The organism is Streptomyces sp. NPDC002144 (genome assembly GCF_053593695.1).
Window position 1 is genome coordinate 344220 of record NZ_JBSFDB010000001.1, and the last position, 19008, is coordinate 363227.

11 protein-coding genes are annotated in these 19008 nt (G+C 69.6%); 8 read left to right on the plus strand and 3 right to left on the minus strand.

Features of this window, described 5'->3' with window-relative positions; all coding sequences use genetic code 11:
• Positions 1-5 precede the first annotated feature (5 nt).
• The 4 genes from iolB (at position 6) to ACWCQ1_RS01530 (ending at position 5925) form a co-directional block, all read left to right on the plus strand.
• Positions 6-821 (plus strand): 5-deoxy-glucuronate isomerase, encoded by an 816-nt coding sequence (gene iolB / locus ACWCQ1_RS01515; protein WP_358593770.1) that lies wholly within the window; start codon positions 6-8, stop codon positions 819-821.
• Positions 818-2698, plus strand: coding sequence for a 3D-(3,5/4)-trihydroxycyclohexane-1,2-dione acylhydrolase (decyclizing) (iolD, locus tag ACWCQ1_RS01520; RefSeq protein ID WP_451025589.1), 1881 nt, complete (start codon positions 818-820; stop codon positions 2696-2698). Before iolB ends, iolD begins: the two co-directional genes overlap by 4 nt.
• Positions 2699-2802: 104 nt before the next feature.
• Positions 2803-4305 (plus strand): CoA-acylating methylmalonate-semialdehyde dehydrogenase, encoded by a 1503-nt coding sequence (mmsA, locus tag ACWCQ1_RS01525; protein WP_451025590.1) that lies wholly within the window; start codon positions 2803-2805, stop codon positions 4303-4305.
• A 225-nt stretch (positions 4306-4530) separates the two neighbouring features.
• Positions 4531-5925, plus strand: coding sequence for an APC family permease (locus tag ACWCQ1_RS01530; protein WP_133040837.1), 1395 nt, complete (start codon positions 4531-4533; stop codon positions 5923-5925).
• 925 nt (positions 5926-6850) lie between these two features.
• On the opposite strand, the gene ACWCQ1_RS01535 is transcribed toward ACWCQ1_RS01530, so the two are convergent.
• The 3 genes from ACWCQ1_RS01535 to ACWCQ1_RS01545 form a co-directional block, all read right to left on the minus strand.
• On the minus strand, positions 6851-7600 hold the full coding sequence (locus ACWCQ1_RS01535) for a leucyl/phenylalanyl-tRNA--protein transferase (protein WP_451025591.1): 750 nt from the start codon (positions 7598-7600) through the stop codon (positions 6851-6853).
• A 29-nt stretch (positions 7601-7629) separates the two neighbouring features.
• Entirely contained in the window at positions 7630-10926 is a 3297-nt protein-coding gene (locus ACWCQ1_RS01540) for an amino acid adenylation domain-containing protein (protein ID WP_451025592.1), read from the minus strand.
• A 72-nt stretch (positions 10927-10998) separates the two neighbouring features.
• Entirely contained in the window at positions 10999-14175 is a 3177-nt protein-coding gene (locus ACWCQ1_RS01545; protein ID WP_451025593.1) for a putative bifunctional diguanylate cyclase/phosphodiesterase, read from the minus strand.
• A 375-nt stretch (positions 14176-14550) separates the two neighbouring features.
• On the opposite strand from ACWCQ1_RS01545, the gene ACWCQ1_RS01550 reads away from it, so the two are divergent.
• The 4 genes from ACWCQ1_RS01550 (at position 14551) to ACWCQ1_RS01565 (ending at position 18864) form a co-directional block, all read left to right on the plus strand.
• Entirely contained in the window at positions 14551-15741 is a 1191-nt protein-coding gene (locus ACWCQ1_RS01550) for an MFS transporter (RefSeq protein WP_358593764.1), read from the plus strand.
• 167 nt (positions 15742-15908) lie between these two features.
• Positions 15909-16283, plus strand: coding sequence for a response regulator transcription factor (locus tag ACWCQ1_RS01555; protein ID WP_358593763.1), 375 nt, complete (start codon positions 15909-15911; stop codon positions 16281-16283).
• Entirely contained in the window at positions 16280-17380 is a 1101-nt protein-coding gene (locus ACWCQ1_RS01560) for a HEAT repeat domain-containing protein (protein WP_358593762.1), read from the plus strand. Before ACWCQ1_RS01555 ends, ACWCQ1_RS01560 begins: the two co-directional genes overlap by 4 nt.
• Positions 17377-18864 carry a glycosyltransferase family 2 protein gene (locus ACWCQ1_RS01565; protein ID WP_358593761.1) on the plus strand — a complete coding sequence of 496 codons (1488 nt, stop codon included), beginning with the start codon at positions 17377-17379 and terminating at the stop codon, positions 18862-18864. Before ACWCQ1_RS01560 ends, ACWCQ1_RS01565 begins: the two co-directional genes overlap by 4 nt.
• Positions 18865-19008: the final 144 nt, after the last annotated feature.

Consider the following 19008-nt stretch of genomic DNA (forward strand, 5'->3'; position numbering starts at 1 on the left):
GCCGCATGAGCAGCAACGGGCTGTACATTCCGCGGGGCGCCACCGCCGACGCCAACTACGCGTTCGACGTGGATCCCAAGCGCGCGGGCTGGGAGTACTGCAGCCTGCGGATCGTGGAGCTGGCGCCGGGCGGTACACACACGTTCACCACCGGTGACAGCGAGTGGATCGTGCTTCCGCTGGAAGGCGGATGTACGGTGCAAATGGCGGATGAACAGTTCCAACTCCTGGGCAGGGCAAGCGTTTTCGAGTCGGCCACCGACTTCGCCTACGTTCCCCGTGACGCCCGGGTCCAGATCGCCTCCGGCGCGGGAGGCCGCTTCGCCCTGGCAGGAGCGAAGTGCGAGCGACGACTCCCCGCCCGCTACGGCCCCGCGCCGGAGGTCCCCGTCGAAGAGCGCGGCAGCGGCACGCAGTTGCGGCACGTCCGCAACTTCGCCTCCGCCGACGCCTTCGACTGCGACCGGCTCATCGCCGTCGAGGTCGTCACCCCCGGCGGCAACTGGTCGTCCTACCCACCGCACAAGCACGACGAGCACCGGCCCGGCGTGGAAGCGGAGTTGGAGGAGATCTACTACTTCGAGATCGCCGGCCCGAACGGTTTCGGCTATCAGCGCGTATCTCCCTCCCGTGAGGGCGGATCCGACGTCCTCGCCGAGGTCCGCTCCGGCGACGCCGTCCTCGTCCCCGACGGATGGCACGGCCCGTCCATCGCCCAGCCCGGCCACGACATGTACTACCTCAACGTCATGGCGGGACCGGGTGAGACACGGGAGTGGCGGATCTGCTTCCACCCGGACCACACGGAGGGGTACCGATGACGATCCGGCTGACCGTGGCACAGGCGCTGATCCGATTCCTGTCCGCCCAGTACACCGAACGCGACGGCGAGCGGCGGCGGTTGATCGGCGCCACCTGGGGCATCTTCGGCCACGGCAACGTGGCCGGCATCGGCCAGGCGCTCCTCGAGCACCGCGACGAGATGCCGTACCACCAGGGCCGCAACGAACAGGCCATGGTGCACGCGGCCGTCGGCTACGCGCGTCAATCGGGCCGGCTGTCCACCCACGCGGTGACGACGTCCATCGGCCCCGGCGCCACCAACCTCGTCACCGGCGCCGCCCTCGCGACGATCAACCACCTCCCGGTCCTGCTGCTGCCGGGTGACGTCTTCGCCACGCGCCCCGCCGACCCGGTCCTCCAGCAGCTCGAAGTGCCGTACGCGGGCGATGTGTCGGTCAACGACAGCCTGCGCCCGGTGTCGAGGTACTTCGACCGGATCACCCGGCCGGAAGCCCTGATCCCGTCGGCCCTCAACGCCATGCGGGTGCTCAGCGACCCCGCCGAGACCGGCGCCGTGACCCTCGCCCTGCCGCAGGACGTCCAGGCCGAGGCCCACGACTGGCCCGAGGACTTCTTCGCCGAGCGGACCTGGGTCGTACGACGCCCCGGTGCCGATCCGACCGAACTCGCCGAAGCCGTCCGGGCGATCAGGTCGGCGCGCAGGCCCCTCGTCGTCGCCGGCGGCGGTGTCCACCACAGCCGGGCCGAGGAAGCGCTCGCGGAGTTCGCCGAGACCACCGGCATACCGGTCGCCTCCACCCAGGCCGGCAAGGGCTCCCTGCGGTACGACCGTCCCCAGGACGTGGGCGGGATCGGCCACACCGGCACGGCCACCGCCAACGAACTCGCCCGCACCGCCGACCTGGTGATCGGCGTCGGCACCCGCTACACCGACTTCACCACCGCCTCCGGCACCCTCTTCGGCGGCGAGGGCGTCCGCTTCCTCAACCTCAACATCGCGCCCTTCGACGGCCACAAGCTCGCCGGACTGCCGCTGATCGCGGACGCCCGCAGCGGCCTGGAGGAGCTGACCCAGGCCCTGGAGATCCACGACCACCGGGTCGCCGCCTCCTACGTCGCCGAGTACACCGAGGACAAGGAGCGCTGGGAGCAGCGCGTCGACGCCTGCTACGAGGCCGACGAGCCGGACGTACGGCCGACGCAGCCGCAGGTTCTCGGCGCGCTGGACGCGATCGTCGACGAGAGCGACATCGTCATCAACGCGGCCGGCTCCCTCCCCGGCGACCTGCACAAGCTGTGGCGGGCGCGCTCGCGGGACCAGTACCACCTGGAGTACGGCTACTCCTGCATGGGCTACGAGATCCCGGCCGCGATCGGCGTGAAGCTGGCCGCCCCCGACCGGCCCGTGTGGGCGCTGGTCGGCGACGGCACCTATCTGATGATGCCGACGGAGATCGTGACCGCCGTGCAGGAGGGCGTCGCGATCAAGGTCCTGCTGATCCAGAACCACGGGTACGCCTCGATCGGCGGTCTGTCCGAGTCGGTCGGCGGCGAGCGGTTCGGCACCGCCTACCGCTTCCCGTCCGACGACGGCACGTACACGGGGGCGCCGCTGCCCGTGGACCTGGCCGCCAACGCCGCCAGCCTGGGCATGCGCGTCCTGCGCGCGAAGACCGTCTCGGACCTGCGCGAGGCGCTCGCCGAGGCCCGCGCCGCCGACACGCCCACATGTGTCTACGTCGAGACCGAAACGGCAGACACAGTGTCGGGGGCGCCTCCCGCGCAGGCCTGGTGGGATGTACCTGTGGCCGAGACCGCGACCCGACCGTCGGCGGTCAAGGCACGAGAGCTCTACGAACGGCACGTCTCCACCCGACGCCGCCATCTGTGCTGAATCTCCCGGGGGACAACCCCCGGACCCCCGGCAGAAAAAGCAGGTCGGCCCCCGTGACCGGCGCGGACGTCCCGAGGCGGACCTGAATGAAGGAGTAACTGGGCATGACGAAGATCGTCAACCACTGGATCGGCGGCAAGACCGTCGAAGGTGCGTCGGGCAACCACGGGCCGGTCACCGACCCGGCCACCGGCGCCGTCACCACGAAGGTCGCCTTCGCCTCCGTCGAGGAGGTCGACGCGGCGGTCGCGGCCGCCAAGGACGCCTACGCGACCTGGGGCCAGTCCTCGCTGGCCAGGCGCACGGAGATCCTGTTCAAGTTCCGTGCGCTGCTGGACGCCAACCGGGACGCGATCGCCGAGCTGATCACCGCCGAGCACGGCAAGGTCCACTCCGACGCGCTCGGCGAGGTCGCCCGCGGTCTGGAGATCGTCGACCTGGCCTGCGGCATCAGCGTGCAGCTCAAGGGCGAGCTGTCGACGCAGGTCGCCACCCGGGTCGACGTGGCCTCGATCCGCCAGCCGCTGGGTGTCGTCGCGGGCATCACGCCGTTCAACTTCCCGGCGATGGTCCCGATGTGGATGTTCCCGATCGCCATCGCGTGCGGCAACACCTTCGTGCTGAAGCCGTCCGAGAAGGACCCCTCGGCCTCCGTCAAGCTCGCCGAGCTGCTCGCCGAGGCCGGACTGCCGGACGGTGTCTTCAACGTCGTCCACGGCGACAAGGTGGCCGTCGACCGGCTCCTGGAGCACCCGGACGTCAAGGCCGTCTCCTTCGTCGGTTCGACCCCGATCGCCCGCTACATCCACACCACCGCCTCCGCCAACGGCAAGCGCGTGCAGGCCCTGGGCGGCGCCAAGAACCACATGCTCGTCCTCCCGGACGCCGACCTGGACGCGGCGGCCGACGCGGCCGTCTCCGCCGCCTACGGCTCGGCGGGCGAGCGCTGCATGGCCATCTCCGCGGTCGTCGCGGTCGGCGCGATCGGCGACGAGCTGGTGGAGAAGATCCGCGAGCGCGCCGAGAAGATCAAGATCGGTCCCGGCAACGACCCCACCTCCGAGATGGGCCCGCTGATCACCGCCGCCCACCGCGACAAGGTGGCCTCCTACGTCTCCGGCGCCGCCGCCGAGGGCTGCGAGGTCGTCCTCGACGGCACCGGCCAGACCGTGGACGGCTTCGAGGACGGCCACTGGATCGGCATCTCCCTGCTCGACAAGGTGCCGACCACCGCCAAGGCCTACCGGGACGAGATCTTCGGCCCCGTGCTGACCGTGCTGCGCGTGGACACCTACGAGGACGGCGTGGCCCTCATCAACGCCTCTCCGTTCGGCAACGGCACCGCGATCTTCACCCGGGACGGCGGCGCAGCCCGCCGCTTCCAGCTGGAGATCGAGGCGGGCATGGTCGGCGTCAACGTCCCGATCCCGGTCCCCGTCGGCTACCACAGCTTCGGCGGCTGGAAGGACTCCCTCTTCGGCGACCACCACATCTACGGCAACGACGGCACGCACTTCTACACCCGCGGCAAGGTCGTCACCACCCGCTGGCCGGACCCCTCCGAGGCCCCCGCCGGCGTCGACCTGGGCTTCCCCCGCAACCACTGACACAGGCCCCGGGGCCGTCCGCACAGCGGACGGCCCCTTTTTTTGTGCGCAGCGCCTACGGTTCCCGTACGGCTGAAATGGGCCGCATTACGGCGCTGGTGTGCGGTATCCGGGATCAGAGACGCACTCGATCTACGGATTTCGTAGATAAACACCTATTGACGCCGCGGTTTTCGTTGGGATTCCATTCAGCGCAATCCCTGCCCCTGGCGATCGGAACCGCGCATGACCGACACGCTCCGCCCCGTCGACACCGTCGTCGACGCGCCCCACGGCCCACAGCAGCTCAAGCGCTCCATCGGCGTGGTGGGCGGAACCCTCCTCACCCTCTCCTGCGTCACCCCGGCCTCCACGCTGTTCGTGGTCGTCCCGGACCTCTTCGGCTCGCTCGGCACCGCCACCGCCCTGACGATCGCCATCGGCTCCCTCCTCTGTATCGCCGTGGCGTTCTGCTACTCCGAGCTGGGCACCCTCATCCCCAGCGCGGGCGGCGAGTACGCCATGGTCTCCACGCTGGCGGGCCGGCTCGCGGGCTGGCTGGTCTTCGTCCTGTCGCTGCTGGTCGTCATGATCGTGCCGCCGGTGATCGCGATGGGCACGGCCGACTACCTCGCCCCGGTCGTCCACCTCGACCCCGCCATGACCGGCGCAGGCGTGATGCTCCTGGCCACCCTCGCGGGCCTGCTCGACCTGCGCGCCAACGCCTGGATCACCGGCGTCTTCCTGGTCCTGGAGGTCATCGCGGCCGGCGTCGTCGCCGTGCTGGGCTTCACCCACAGCCACCGCGGCCTCGGCAGCCTCACCTCGATGCAGGTGACGGGCGCGCACGGCCACACGGACACGGTGACCGCCATGCTGGTGGTCTCGGGACTGGCCATCGCCCTCTTCGTCACCCAGGGCTTCTCGACGGCCGTCTACCTCTCCGAGGAGCTGGAGCACCCGCGCCGCAACGTCGCCCGCACCGTCCTGGCCACCCTCGCCATCTCGACGGTGATCATCCTGGTGCCGGTGGTGGCGATCACCCTGGGCGCCTCGGACCTCTCCGAGCTGACCGGCGGCGACATCAGCTCCATGGTCACCGCCTGGTCCGACTCCGCGGTCGGCACCTTCGTCAGCCTCTGCGTGGCCCTCGCGATCATCAACGCGGGCATCGTCATGGTCATCCAGAACTCCCGCGTCCTGTTCGCCTCGGCCCGCGACAAGGCCTGGCCCCAGCCGGTCAACGACGTCTTCGCCAAGCTCGGCCGCTTCGGCTCCCCCTGGGTCGCCACCCTCGCCGTCGGCGTCCCCGGCGCCCTGCTCTGCTTCGTCAACCTGGACACCCTGTACGGCGTCACGGGCGTCTCGGTGACCGGCATGTACCTCCTGGTCGCGGTCGCCGCGCTGCTCTCCCGCCGCGGCGCCCACCGGCACACCCCGGCCTGGCGCATGCCCCTGTGGCCCGCGATGCCAGTCCTCCTCATCGCGGTCCTCGCCTACATCCTCACCCAGCAGGAGACGGCCTACCTGCTCTGGACGGGCGGCATCACGGCGGCCGCGACGCTGTACTGGGCCCTGTACCTCCGCCCCCGCAAGGACACGAGGTGGCTCGTGTCCATCCCGGAGGACCAGCAGACCTGATCGCCCCCCCAGGGGCGTTCCGGGGGCGCGGGGAACTGCGCGACAAGCCACGACACACCCGCAGTCGGCGAACCGCACAAGGTCCCGAGCTCTTCCTCGTGCACCAACTGCGGTACGTCGTCATCCACAGTTCCCCCAGGGGCTGCCCCCACTGTCAGCGACGTCCCGTACCGTGGACGGCCGTCGCCTCGGACAGCAAGCCCCCGGTGCACGAGACCGACCGCATCAAGGCCATCGACGGTGTCCGCGATCGGACGGCGGGCGTCTACGCTGGCTGGTCCCGCCCGACGGCATCGGCAGCTTGTTCGCTTCCGCGGCTGTGAAACCGGCCCGGCAGCAGGCGCTCGGAAGATGTGCCACGCAGGCCGGCATCAAGCGGCGGTGCCCCACCTGTGACTCGCCCGTCACCACTCCTTCGAGCCGCACCGCCACACGGCCCGCGATGTCGGCGTCCGCGGATCACCGTGCGCTTCTGGGAGCGGGCACCATCTCGTCGCGACTCACGAGGGGTGGTTTGGCGACACGTTCCCACAGGACCGGAGGCGGAACGAGGATGGAGCGTCGGTGCCGCCCGGTCGGTGAACTCGCGGATACCAGGGCGGTCCATCGCGCGTCCCAGGTGCCCGGGACCATCTGGCCGCGGGCCCGCCACTCCCTGACCAGGGCGGCGTAGATGGGAGGGTCTTCCTGACCCGCCCGGGGCCGTTCTCGGTACGGCGGCTGTTCCTCCCACTCGAAGAAGAGACATCCGGTGGTGACGGTGTAATCCATGCATCGGCAACGCGCCCGCGTATGCCGGTGGTACGCCTGTGTACGCGCATCGCCCGTATTGGATGAGATTGCATCCCCCGTTCGGGGCCATGCGGTTATCGGACAAAGCCCTGCGCCGCGCCGCGCCGTGCCGCTTCGACGAAGACGGTCAGCGTCATCCCGTTGGCTGGACGAGGCGGCTAGCGGGCAAGGTGGCGGTGGACATCGGGAGGCTGTCGCGCCCGGTGCCGCGCAGGTTTCGCACGTACTGCTCTCGCGGCACGAGAATGGCGCCCAGGCCGCGGACGTGCGGGCTGTCCCGCTGTGCGTCGAGCAGTACACCGCCGGCCTGTGCAAAGCGCGCCGCGAGGTCGGTCACCGCGACCTTCGAGGCATCGGAACGATGGAAGAACATCGAGTCCATGCTGAAGACCGTTCCGATCTGGAGGCCGAAGACGCCGCCGATCAGATCGCCGTCCTCCCACACCTCGACGCTGTGAGCATGCCCCAGATCATTCAGGTGGACCAGGCTTTCGATCAGCTCGTCGGTGAGCCACAGGGGGACGCGGCCGGCGCGGCATTCGCGGACGACCCGCTCGAAGCTCCGGTCCAGGCTGGTCGACCACGGCAGCCGGTTGCGCAGCCGTCGGGCGAGGCTGCGACTGAGGCGAGTGGCCGAGACGGGCAGCACTGGCCTGGGGTCGGGAGACCACCAGGAGACGGCGTAGGGATCGGCCGAATCCGCCCCCACGAGCCGGATACGGCCCGCCTGGACCTGATCGTCGAACAGCACCTCGTTGAACGCGCGAGCGTGTTCGTCGGCCGCCGGGAACGGATAGACCCCGGCGCGGTAGGCCGCCAGGAGGCAGGTGGGACTGAGATCGGCCGAGAAGGCCACCGGACCGTCGGGCGCTGCTTCCAGCACGTCAAGCGCCTCCCAGTCGGGGCATCGGCTCACCACCGTGGCCCTCCGCGTTCTCGCCTCAGCATCGGCTGGACGTCGTCGTGTTGGAGGAAGTCGACGTAGCGGTCCAGCATCTCCGCGTCCACCGGAGGAACGTCGATCCCGGCGTCCCTCAGCCCCCGTTCCGCGTTGTTGCGGGTGAACTCCGGGAAGACGTCCTGGAAGTACATCTCGCTCACGGTGATGTCGGCGCCCGCGCAGCGGTCGACGAAGAGCGGGACGAACGCGGTCATCGGGTCGGTTGGGTGCCCCGCCGCGTACCTCACCAGCATGGCGATCCACTCGGCGTACGGGATCTCCTGGATCGGGTAACCCCGTCCGCGCAGGCGCTCGGCGAGCGACGTCAGCAGCGTGGAACGGGGGTTGGTGAGGTGGTAGACCTCGCCGGACGCGGGATGCCGGGTGGAGATGTGTCCGATGGCGCGGGCGAGGCAGTCGGCCGGCAGGAAGTCCAGCGGCAGCGGGACGTCGGGGCACAGCCCGGTTCGCGCGATGAAGTCGAAGAGGGCGGCCATCTCGCTGCTGGTGTTCATCACGCCGGTTCCGCTGCTGCCCGTGATGTCCATCAGGCGGTAGACGGTGACCGGCAGGCCCGCGTCGGAGGCTTTCTTGAGCAGCGCCTCGCCCACCCATTTGGTCTCCACGTATCCCACCGACAGGTACTCCGGGAAGCGCAACGGCGTGTTCTCCGTCACCTCGCGCACCCCAGCCGCCCCGAAGCCGGCGAGCACGGCCATGCTGGAGGTGAAGTGGACGGGGACTGCCCGTCGGGCGGCGAGGCGGATGATCTCGTATGTGCCGTCGACATTGGACGCGCGCAACTCGTGGTACGGGTAGATGAAGTTGACCTGGCCGCCGAAGTGGTAAACCGCGTCGATGGTCGCTGCCAGCTCCTCGAACCGGTCCGAAGACAGCCCCAGCCCGGGCTTGGCCAGGTCGCCGACGACCGGCTGGACGCGCGGGCTGGACAGGTCGCTGAGGACGTACCGCTGGTGGCTCGCGCGAATCCTCTTCATCCCTTCCTGCTCGTCGGAGGCCCTGACCAGGCAAAGGACCCGTCCCGTCGTCGTGCGCAGTAGTTCGTCGATCATGTACGCGCCGCAGAATCCCGTTGCCCCCGTGAGGAGCACGTCCCTGGGGTGCTGGGGATGGGGAGTTGGCGTGTCGCTGCAGACCGTCGGAACGGGCCGATCGGTCTCGGCGGCGAAGTCGACACCCCCGCCGTCCCGATTCGCCAGTGTGCCGGCGCGCGCCTGGCGCACCGACTCGGCGAACGCGGCGAGTATCGGCTGGCGCAGCAGTGACCGGGTCAGGTCGCGGATCTGTGTAACGCCGATTCCGAAGATGACGCGGGTCCGGGCGAGCATCTCCATGGCCAGCAGCGAGTTGCCGCCCAGTTCGAAGAAGTCGTCGTGCGGACGGACGTAGTCCACACCCAGGATCTGACACCACAACTGGGCCATTCCCTGCGGCACCGGACGCTCGTGGGCGTGTGTGTCGGCCGTGGTCGCTGTGGTCTCCGTGGCTTCGGGTTCCTGCACGGCCCTGCGGTCGAGTTTTCCGCTGGGCGCGACGGGCAGCCGCTCCAACACGCGGAAGGCTGCCGGGATCATGTATCCCGGCAGGACCTCGGCGAGTGCCGACCGCAGCCGTGCGGGCAGCGCCGTCTCGCCACCGGCGGACGGCGAGGCCGGCGTGTAGTACGCGATGAGCTCATGCTCGCCGTGGTCGCGCGCCTGGGCCACCACCATCGCCTGGCCGATCTCCGGGCGGGAGATGAGCGCGGCCTCGATCTCGGCAGGGTCGACACGGAACCCGCGGATCTTTATCTGGTCGTCGACCCGGCCCAGGATTTCCAGGTTGCCGTCCGAGCGCAGGCGGCCCAGGTCCCCGGTCCTGTACATCCGGTCGCCCGGCGCGGAGCCGTGCGGGTCGGGGAGGAACTGCTGTGCGGTCAGGGCAGGTTGCCGCCAGACACCACGCGCCAGCCCCGGGCCGCCGAGGTAGATCTCGCCGCGCTCGCCGGGCCGCACAGGGTGCAGTTCGGTGTCGAGCAGATGGATGTGAGTCCCCTCCAGGGGTTTGCCGACCGGGGCGACCGCACTGTCCGGCGCCGCGAGCACCTCCTCGTTCAGCTCGCAGAGCGTGGAGGTGATGGTGGTCTCGGTGAGCCCGTAGGCGTTGACGAGCCGCGCGCCGGGGATCCGGCGCAGAACGGCGCGGCAGTCCTTCGCGGTGACGATCTCGCCGCCGACGATGGCGAGCCTCAGCGACGCGAGGCTCTCGCCACGGTCCGCTACGGAGAGGGTCTGCTGCCAGTAGGCGGGGGTAAGGTCGGCGACGCTGATCCCGTACTCCGGGAGGCGGTGCAGCAGTTCGGTGGGCGCCCACGTCCGGGTGCCCGCGAGGACCAGCGTCGCGCCGCTGATGAGCGTGGCGAAGATCTGCTCCAACGAGGTGTCGAAGCCGAGCGCCGCGGCGTGCAGCACCCTGTCGCCGGGCCTCAGTTGGTAGGCCCGGGCCACCGCCGTGAGGGAGTGGGCCAGCGACCGGTGGGTGATCATCACGCCTTTGGGAGGGCCGGTGGATCCGGAGGTGTAGATCACGTAGGCGAGGTCGTCCGGGCGGGAACCGTGTGCCGTTCGGGCTCCCTGCGGCGGGGTTCGCGTGGCCGGTTCCCCGGCGGCCCCCGGGTTGAGGATCCGGGCCTCGCAGCCGGTGAACATCGGGGCATGCTCGTGGCTCGTGACGATGAGACGCGAACCGGTCTCCCCTACCAGCCCGATGATCCGTTGCCGCGGAGTCGCCGGGTCGAGGGGCAGGAACGCGCCGCCGGAGCTCAGCACCGCCAGCAGCGCGACGATCAGCTCGGGCACGCGGTCGAGGCACACGGTGACGATGGACTCCGCCTCGACGCCGGACTCCCGCAGTTCGTGGGCCAGTCGGTCGGCGCGGTCGGTCAGTTCGAGGTAGGTGAGCCGGCCCTCGTCCGAGAGCACGGCGAGATCGGACGGGGCCCGTCGCGCCCGCTCCCGGACCAGCTCGGGCACCGTACCCGGCCCGGATCCCGGGGGCTGCCGCTCGGTGCGTGCGCTCAGGGGCCGCATGTCGGTCCACAGGCGCTCGACCAGCTGCCCACATCTCGCGGCGGATGCCGGTCCGTCGGTCTGGCACCACCCGGCCGGGATACGACGCCCGGCGGGCCAGATCGCGTACTGGTCCTCGTCGTTGCGCAGCACGAGGCACAGCTCAGCCGGCTCTGCCGACGGGTCCTCAGGTTCCAACACCTTGGGTCTCCTGCCTCGCGCGGCGTTCTGCTGAGCACGACCCGAACCCCTCGCGAGAGAGAGCCCACACCATCAGGGGTTCCGTTCCTCGGGCACCGCAGGCAGCGCGGCCAGGCGGCCGAGCGGCGGTGCGAGGACGAGCTGTTCCGCCTCCTCGGCGCTGATCGGCTCGGCGAAGAGGTATCCCTGGCCGAGCGGGCAGCCCATGGAGATCAACAGCTCCTGCTGTCTCACGTTCTCCACCCCTTCGGCGATCACCGTCAGGCCGAGCGAGTCCGCGAGATGCGTGATGCCCTCGACCAGGGCGTAGTGTTCGGGCGAGTGCCCCAGTTCGTCCACGAACGACTTGTCGATCTTGAGAATCGAGATGGGGAACTCACGCAGATAGCTCAGCGACGAGTAGCCCGTTCCGAAGTCGTCGATCGCGATGCGGATCCCGAGGTCGGTGAGCGAACTCATCTCACGCAGGATACGTTCGTCGTTGTACAGCAGTACACTCTCCGTCAGTTCCAGTACCAGGGACGACGGTTCGATGCCGGAGAGATCCAGGGCACGCCGGACCACGTTGTAGAACTCCTCGTCCCGGAACTGACGCGGTGACACATTCACACTGACGTAGGGTTCCTTGCTGTCGGCTGTCAGTACGCGTCGCACGGAGCCCCGCCACCGGACAGCCTCGGTCGCGGCCTGATCGAGGACCCAGGCACCCAGCGGGACGATCTGCCCGCTCTCCTCGGCCAGCGTGATGAACTGCTCCGGCAATATCATGCCGTGCGGGGAGTGGGGCCAGCGAACGAGCGCCTCGAAGCCGGCAATACGACCGCTGGTCAGCTCCACGATGGGCTGGTAAAGCACCATGAACGACGTCTCGATCGACGAACTGTCCAGCCCTTCCTGCAACCTGGCCCGTTCGGCCATACCGCTCTGCAGTTCCGGGCGGTAGTGACGCCACTGGCGTTTGCCTGCTGTCTTCGCCGCGTACAGCGCAAGATCGGCGTGGGTGAACAGTTCGACCGAGTCGATGCTGTCCTCCGTCGTCGCCACGCCCACGCTGGCGTAGGTGCTCACCGGCCCCACGCTGAGCCGGAACGGCTCGACGAACACGGACATCAGGTTCTCAGTGAACCGCTCCACGCCGTCCTGTGTGGCGGAACCCTCCACCAGGAGTGCGAACTCGTCTCCGCCGATGCGCGCGGCGGTGTCGGAGGCACGGACGGCGGTCTGCAGCCGGAGCGACAGCGCGACCAGGAGCTCGTCGCCCACACCGTGGCCGTGTATGTCGTTGACGACCTTGAAGTCGTCCACGTCGAGGAAGAGTACGCCGACCACCGTGCCATCGCGCTGAGCCTGTACCAGGGCGTGGTTGACCCGCTCCTGGAAGAGCACGCGGTTGGCCAGGCCGGTGAGCGAGTCATGGAAGGCCTGATGGGTGAGCTGGCGTTCGAGCTTGCGCTGTTCGGTCACGTCCCGCAGGGTGAGCACCACCCCGCCCACGGTCGCCTCCTCGCGCAGGTCGCTCCACCTCACCTCGACCTCGATGGACGCCCGGTCGACGCGGATCATGCGCCAGTGCTCGCGCCTGGTCTGGTACTCGCCGCTGCGTATCCGGCCGAGCGTCTCGACCACCCTGCGGCTGTCCTGCGGCGGCACCAGGCCGATGAGGTGGGTGCCCTCCAGCTCCGGAACGCCGAGCATCTGGTCGGCGGAGGGACTGGCGTAGCGGACGCGGTCGTCGTCGTCGAGGATCAGGATGACGTCAGAGGCGTTCTGCACCAGCGTGCGGAAGTACGCCTCGCTGTTGCGCTGGTTGACCTCCTCGGCGAGGGAGATCCGTGCCACGGCAAGTGCCGCCTGCGCGGCGAGAGTGGCCAGCGTCTGACGGACCAGGAGCAGGTTCTGCTCGGGCCCGGCCAGGATGAGCGCCCCGATCAGCGGATCTCCCGAAGGGTGATCCTGCGAGATGAGCGGGCAGACGAGCGCGGGGACCGTGTGGGGCGGCTCCTCGCCCAGATCCGTGAGGCGGGCGGCGAGATCGGGCCCGACACCGTCCAGGGCCACCAGGCGGCTCTCGCCGGACGTGGTCAGTTCGCGTATGGCCGCGGTCACCTGCTCGGACACGGGCCCGGCCGCGCCGCCGTGCTCCCCGTTCACCCAGAGGGCGTCGTCCGGCACGATGAGGAGCGCCGAACGCGGCGGACTGTGCGGCACCAGTTCCGTCACCGCGGCGTGGACGACGGCTGCCACCTCACCCAGATCGCTCGCGCCGCCCAGCGACGACACCGTGATACGCAGTACCTTCTCTCGGCCGACTGCCTGCCGGTGGGTCGTCGCCACGCCTGCCAGACGGTAGAGCACGAGAAGGAAGAGCACTGCGGAGAACACCCCGATGACGCCGATGTTGGCGCTCTCCCCCCGCACCGCCTCGACCAGGAGGATGGCCGGCGCGATGAGCGATGCCAGCGTGAGCAGGCTGAGGCGGCCCCCCACGCCGGTCTCGGCACGCCATGGCACGAACCGCGTCACCGACCGCATGGAAGGATGGAGCGCGGCGGCCGCCCAGGCGCCGTACAGGACGACCCAGCCGAGTTCGACCGCGGTACCCGTGCGCCACGTCCCGTGCAGCTGAATCAGGCCGTACAGCACGTCCGCGGTGAGCAGACCGACGGTGCCCACGGTCAGGAGCATGAGTGAGGGGCTCTTGCCGCCCCGGCCGGCGAGTAGGCGCAGCAGCATCGCCAGGACGAGGATGTCGCCCAGCGGATAGGCCATGGAGAACGCCTTCTGCACCCAGGTGAGGCCTGCCGCGTGGGCGTACGGCTCGATGAGGAAGAGCCACGACAGCAGTGCCAGACCGACGGTCAGCGTCAGCGCGTCGACGAGGCTCCCGCGGTCGCGCCGCCCCGTGCGCCAGTGGATGAAGCCCAGCAGCCCGGCCGCATAGAGCGGATATGCCGCGAGATAGAAGCCGTCGGCGATCGACGGGAACGCGGTCTGTTTGAGCTGGATGAGAATAATCTGGGTGGCCTCGCCCGCGGCGAATGCGAGGTTTCCCACGGCGAGCAGCAGCCAGGGGAGTCGATGCGCGGGACTGTTGATAGCGATCCCAAGAATAATGCCGATGACACCGGTCGCGCCAATGGCGACGAAGATCATCCGTTGCTCTGGAAATGCGTAGTAGAACGCGGTCAGTGCGACGATGGATGCGCAGACCGCGGCCGTCACGGCCTGGCCTCGCAATCGCGGGTTCACCCCAACTCACCTCCCGGTAGGGCATCGTGACGGGGCGGACGGAGCTGGGCCGAACAGTACCCGGCTGCGACGGAGAAACCCGTGGGACCAGCTGGTAATTGAGAATTCTCTGGGTCCGGGAATCGGTACGCGCCGCCTGCGAATCGCGGGCGCCGGTATCGCGGCGCCGGTTGATGCGGGCTCCTTCTCGCCGGGACATCGACGTGTCTTCCATCAAGCTAACCCGGCTCGCCATTTCACGCACTCTCACGCGCACCGGGACGGCCGGATTCCGGGTCGCGTCGCGAGTCACCGCCGCATGCCTGAAGATGGAGGGGGCAGAAACCGCACCGGATCCCTTAGTGACGATCCGCTCCTGACGGAGCGTGGAGTCCCATGCTCTCCGATTACCGTCGGATCTTCTCTCCTGCGGGCAGTCTTCTCTTCTCTGCCGCGGGCTTCATTTCACGCCTTCCGTTGTCGATGATCGGCGTCGGCATCGTCACCATGCTGTCGCAACTCGGCGGTGAGTACTGGCTCGCCGGCTCCGTCTCCGCCACGCAGGCGCTCGCCGCCGCCGCTGTCGGACCTCAGATCTCCCGGCTCGTCGACCGGCATGGTCAGCGTCGCGTCGTGCTCCCGGCCACGGCCGTGACGGTCGCCGCCATCTGTGCGCTCCTGCTGTGTGCCCATTTCGCCGCCCCGGACTGGACGCTGTTCGTGGCGGCGGCGGTGGCGGGCTGCATGCCCAGCATGGGCGCGCTCGTCAGGTCCCGCTGGGCGGAGATCCACCGGGACTCACCGCGGCTACTGCACACCGCGTTCTCGCTGGAGTCGGTCCTCGACGAGTTGATCTACGTCGTCGGCCCGATCCTGGCGATCACCCTGTCCACCAAGGTCCGTGCCGGGGCCGGGCCGCTGGCGGCCGCGGTCCTGCTCGCCGTCGGCGTGCTGCTGTTCGCCGTCCAGCGGCGTACGGAACCGCCGGTGCGCTCCGGGCCGCGACACACCAGGGGCTCGGCGCTGCGCACTCCGGGCCTCGGCCTGCTGGTGCTGACGCTTACGTGGGTGGGCGTGTCCTACGGTTCGGTGGACGTCGCGACGGTGGCGTTCGCCGGCGCACACCACCACAAGGCGCTCTCCGGACTGTTGCTGGGCCTGTACGCACTCGGCTCGGGCCTGGCAGGCGCGGTCGTCGGCGCAATCGGGCCACGAGGGGCGCTCACGCGGCGGCTGCTGCTCAATGTCGGCGCGATGGCGGTGACGACGGTACCGCTGCTGTTCGCGCCGGGTCTCGTGGCCCTGGCGGGGATGCTCTTCGTGGCGGGCATGGCCGTCGCACCGATCCTGATCACCACCATGGGCCTGGTGGACCGCCTGGCGTCGGCCGCCCAACTCACCGAAAGCATCACCTGGATCGTCTCCGGGCTCTCCGTCGGTGTGGCGCTGGGCTACGCCACGACCGGGTGGGTGGTCGACGCCGCGGGGGCCGCGGCGGGCTATCGGGTGCCGTGCGCGGCGGCTCTGCTCGCCGCCTTGACGGTCTCTCTCGCACTGCCACGGCTGACCCGCGCAGGCGCACGGTGAGCAGGCCGGGCACGCCCGCTCGAACGATGCGGCATATGTGGTGGAAGTCGACCATTGACCGTAATTTGTCTATGACGATCCGATCCAACCCTTTCCCGCTGCCGGCCGCGGTGCGCCCCCCGGGGGTCGTAGCGGAGTTCCGTGGCCCAGGAGCCCCAGGGAGAACAATGGCGCATGTCCTGATAGCCGACGACGACGCGGACATCCGGGATCTGGTGGCCTTCAAGCTGACGCAGAACGGTCACCGGGTCACGGCCGTGGAGGACGGCATGGCCGCGCTCCGCGCGGTGCGCGAACAGCCGGTTGAACTGGCCCTGCTCGACATACGCATGCCGGGGATGTCAGGTCTGGACGTCTGCAGGGCACTGCGCGCCACGCCCGAGACCGCCTCACTCCCCGTCATCATGATCACCGCCCGGTCCCAGGAAGGAGACATCGAGGTCGGATTCGCGGCGGGCGCCGACGACTACATCATCAAGCCGTTCAGCCCACGGGAGTTGTCCAGCCGGGTCATCGCAGTGCTCAGCCGGGTTGAGCGATGATCCCCACGGGTTTCGTCATCAGGGCGCTGCTGTGCCTCACGGCCGTCATCCTGACGATGTGCCTGCTGATCGTCTGTGTCCGCGGCATCCGCAAGCACCGGCAGGCCAGGCGCCGGCGGGTCGTGGCACCTGTGCGCGGTCTCCTGCTGCGGCTCCTGTGTGCCGAGGAGGACGAGCAGACCGAGCTGCTGCACCAGCTGGCGGAGATCGACAAAAGGACCTGGATCGCTCTGGAGCCGACCCTGACGGCGCTGCTGGAAAAGGTCTCCGGAGGAGCCCGCACCGCGCTGATCCGGCTGTACGAGCTGCGTGGGGCCGCCGTGGACGCAGTCGGCGACCTGGGAAGCCGCAGCGCGGTTCGGCGGGGGCGCGCAGCACAGGTGCTCGGGCAACTCTCCCACCGCCCGGCGGCCGAGTCGCTGTGCCGACTGCTCACCGACCGTGACCCGGATGTACGCCTGGCCGCCGCACGGGCGCTGGGCCGGTGCGGGGGACCGGCGGCCGTCCCGCACCTTCTGGAGTCCCTCTGCGGAGCGCGGAGGCAACCCCCCGGTGTGATCACCATGGCGCTGGTCTCCCTGGGACCGGAGGCACAGCGGAATGTCGCGGCCGGACTGGAGCACCGGGAGCCGCTCGTCAGGGCCGTGGCGATCGAGGTTCTCGGCGCGACCGGCGCGGTTTCCCACACCTCCAGGATCGCTCGCGCGCAGCACGAGGACCCCTCCATCGAGGTGCGGATCAAAGCTGCACGGGCGTTGGGCAGGCTGGGCATGCCCGAGGGCCTGGAGCCGCTGCTCGCGGCCGTCCTGCCGGGACGGCCGGTCGCCCTGCGCATGGTGGCCGCCGGGGCACTCGGCAATCTGGGTGCCGTCGCCGCGACCGGCCCGCTCGCGGACCTGCTCGACGACCCCGACCCGCATGTGGCGGGCACCGCGGCCCGAGCGCTGCTACGGCTCGGCCCGACAGGTCGTGCGGCCCTGCGCGCGGCGGCGGACGATCCATCCGGTGGTCCGGCCGCCGCCCAGGCCATGGCCGTGCTGGCCGAATCGGCGGTCGGTGGGGCACACCACGACGTCCGTGCGGAGGTGGCGCTGTGAGTACGGTGGCCGAGGGCCTGTGGGCATGGCTGATCGCCCCGGCGCACAGCCTGATCGCCATCTGCGACGAAGTCGTGATCGTCTACTTCCTGGCCATCAACACCTCCTACCTGGTGCTGATCCTGATCGCAGTCGTGGAGTTCGTCAGAAGGCTGCGGCGAGCGTCCTTCGCCGGGTACGACGACGCATCCGGCAGCCCGTTCACCCCGCCCGTGTCCGTGATCGTGCCCGCCCACAACGAGGCGGTCGGCATCGTCGAAGCGATCCGGGCCATGCTGCTCCTGCGCTACCCCATGTTCGAGGTGGTCGTGGTCGACGACGGCTCCACCGACGGCACGCTGGACGCCCTGCGGGACGCCTTCGACCTGGTTGAGGTGGAGTACGTGGTGCCCGACGACGTCCCCGTACGCGGCAGGATCACCTCGGTCCATCTGCCCAGAGGCGGGCCGGTGCCCCTGGTGGTGGCCCACAAGGAGAACGGAGGCAAGTCCGACGCGCTCAACGTGGGGATCAACCTGGCACGCTATCCGCTGCTGTGCATGGTGGACGCCGACTCGATCCTCGACTCACAGGCGCTGCTCGCGGTTGCCAGACCCTTCAGCGACGACCCCATGCGGGTGGTGGCCACGGGCGGTGTAGTGGGCCTCGCCAACGGCTGCATCATCATGGCCGGACGGGTCGTCGAGCCGCATGTGCCCCCCGACCTCCTCGGACGGGTTCAGGTCGTCGAGTATCTGCGCGCCTTCTTCCTCGGCCGCACCGGATGGTCCAAGGTCGGCAGCCTGCTGATCATCGCCGGCGCCTTCGGTCTCTTCCGCAGGGACGCGGTCGTGGCTGTCGGCGGGATGGACAGGGACTGCATCGGGGAGGACGCCGAACTGGTCATCCGTCTCCACCGGTACATGCGCGAGCAGCGCCGCGACTACCGCATCGTCTTCGTCACCGAGCCGATCTCCTGGAGCGAGGCGCCCTCGACGCTGAAGGTTCTGGGCCACCAGCGGCGGCGATGGCACCGGGGCCTGACGGAGATCCTGCTCAAGCACCGTGGCATGATCTGCAACCCGCGCTACGGCCGTATCGGCCTGGTGGCCCTGCCCTTCTACGTGGTCTTCGAACTGCTGGCCCCGGTGGTGGAGCTCGCGAGCCTCGTCCTGGTCCCGCTCGGCGTGCTGATCGGCGCGGTCGACGTGGGCTTCCTGTGGCGCTTCCTGCTCGCCGCCTACGCCTACGCCATCGTGGTCAGCCTGGTGTCGGTGGCTGTGGAGGAGTACGCCTTCCACCGGTTCACACGATGGCGGGACGTCTGGGGCGCCCTCGTCGGGGTGGCCGCGGAGAACATCGGGTACCGCCAGCTGACGGCGTGGTGGCGGTTGCGCGGCCTGTGGGACGCGCTGCGCCGGACTCCCCAGGTGTGGGGCTCGATGACCCGCGCCGGATTCGACACCTCCGGTCAAGTGAAGGAGCGCGGAGGTGATGGCGCGTGAGCGGTCCAGTGGAAACTGAATCAGCGTCAGGGAACTGGTCCATGACGCCGAGGGCAAGGAGTGACGGGCAACCAGTCACCCGAATGCCGCAGCCCGCCGGTAACTCCTGGCCAGGCCTGCCCAATCCGTCCAAGGGCGCGGCCC

What these genes read in the sequence shown, in the direction of transcription:
- iolD (WP_451025589.1), top strand. Translation starts at nt 818, where the DNA reads ATGACGATCCGGCTGACCGTGGCACAGGCGCTGATCCGATTCCTGTCC.
- iolB (WP_358593770.1), top strand. Translation starts at nt 6, where the DNA reads ATGAGCAGCAACGGGCTGTACATTCCGCGGGGCGCCACCGCCGACGCC.
- ACWCQ1_RS01560 (WP_358593762.1), top strand. Translation starts at nt 16,280, where the DNA reads ATGATCCCCACGGGTTTCGTCATCAGGGCGCTGCTGTGCCTCACGGCC.
- ACWCQ1_RS01555 (WP_358593763.1), top strand. Translation starts at nt 15,909, where the DNA reads ATGGCGCATGTCCTGATAGCCGACGACGACGCGGACATCCGGGATCTG.
- ACWCQ1_RS01550 (WP_358593764.1), top strand. Translation starts at nt 14,551, where the DNA reads ATGCTCTCCGATTACCGTCGGATCTTCTCTCCTGCGGGCAGTCTTCTC.
- ACWCQ1_RS01530 (WP_133040837.1), top strand. Translation starts at nt 4,531, where the DNA reads ATGACCGACACGCTCCGCCCCGTCGACACCGTCGTCGACGCGCCCCAC.
- mmsA (WP_451025590.1), top strand. Translation starts at nt 2,803, where the DNA reads ATGACGAAGATCGTCAACCACTGGATCGGCGGCAAGACCGTCGAAGGT.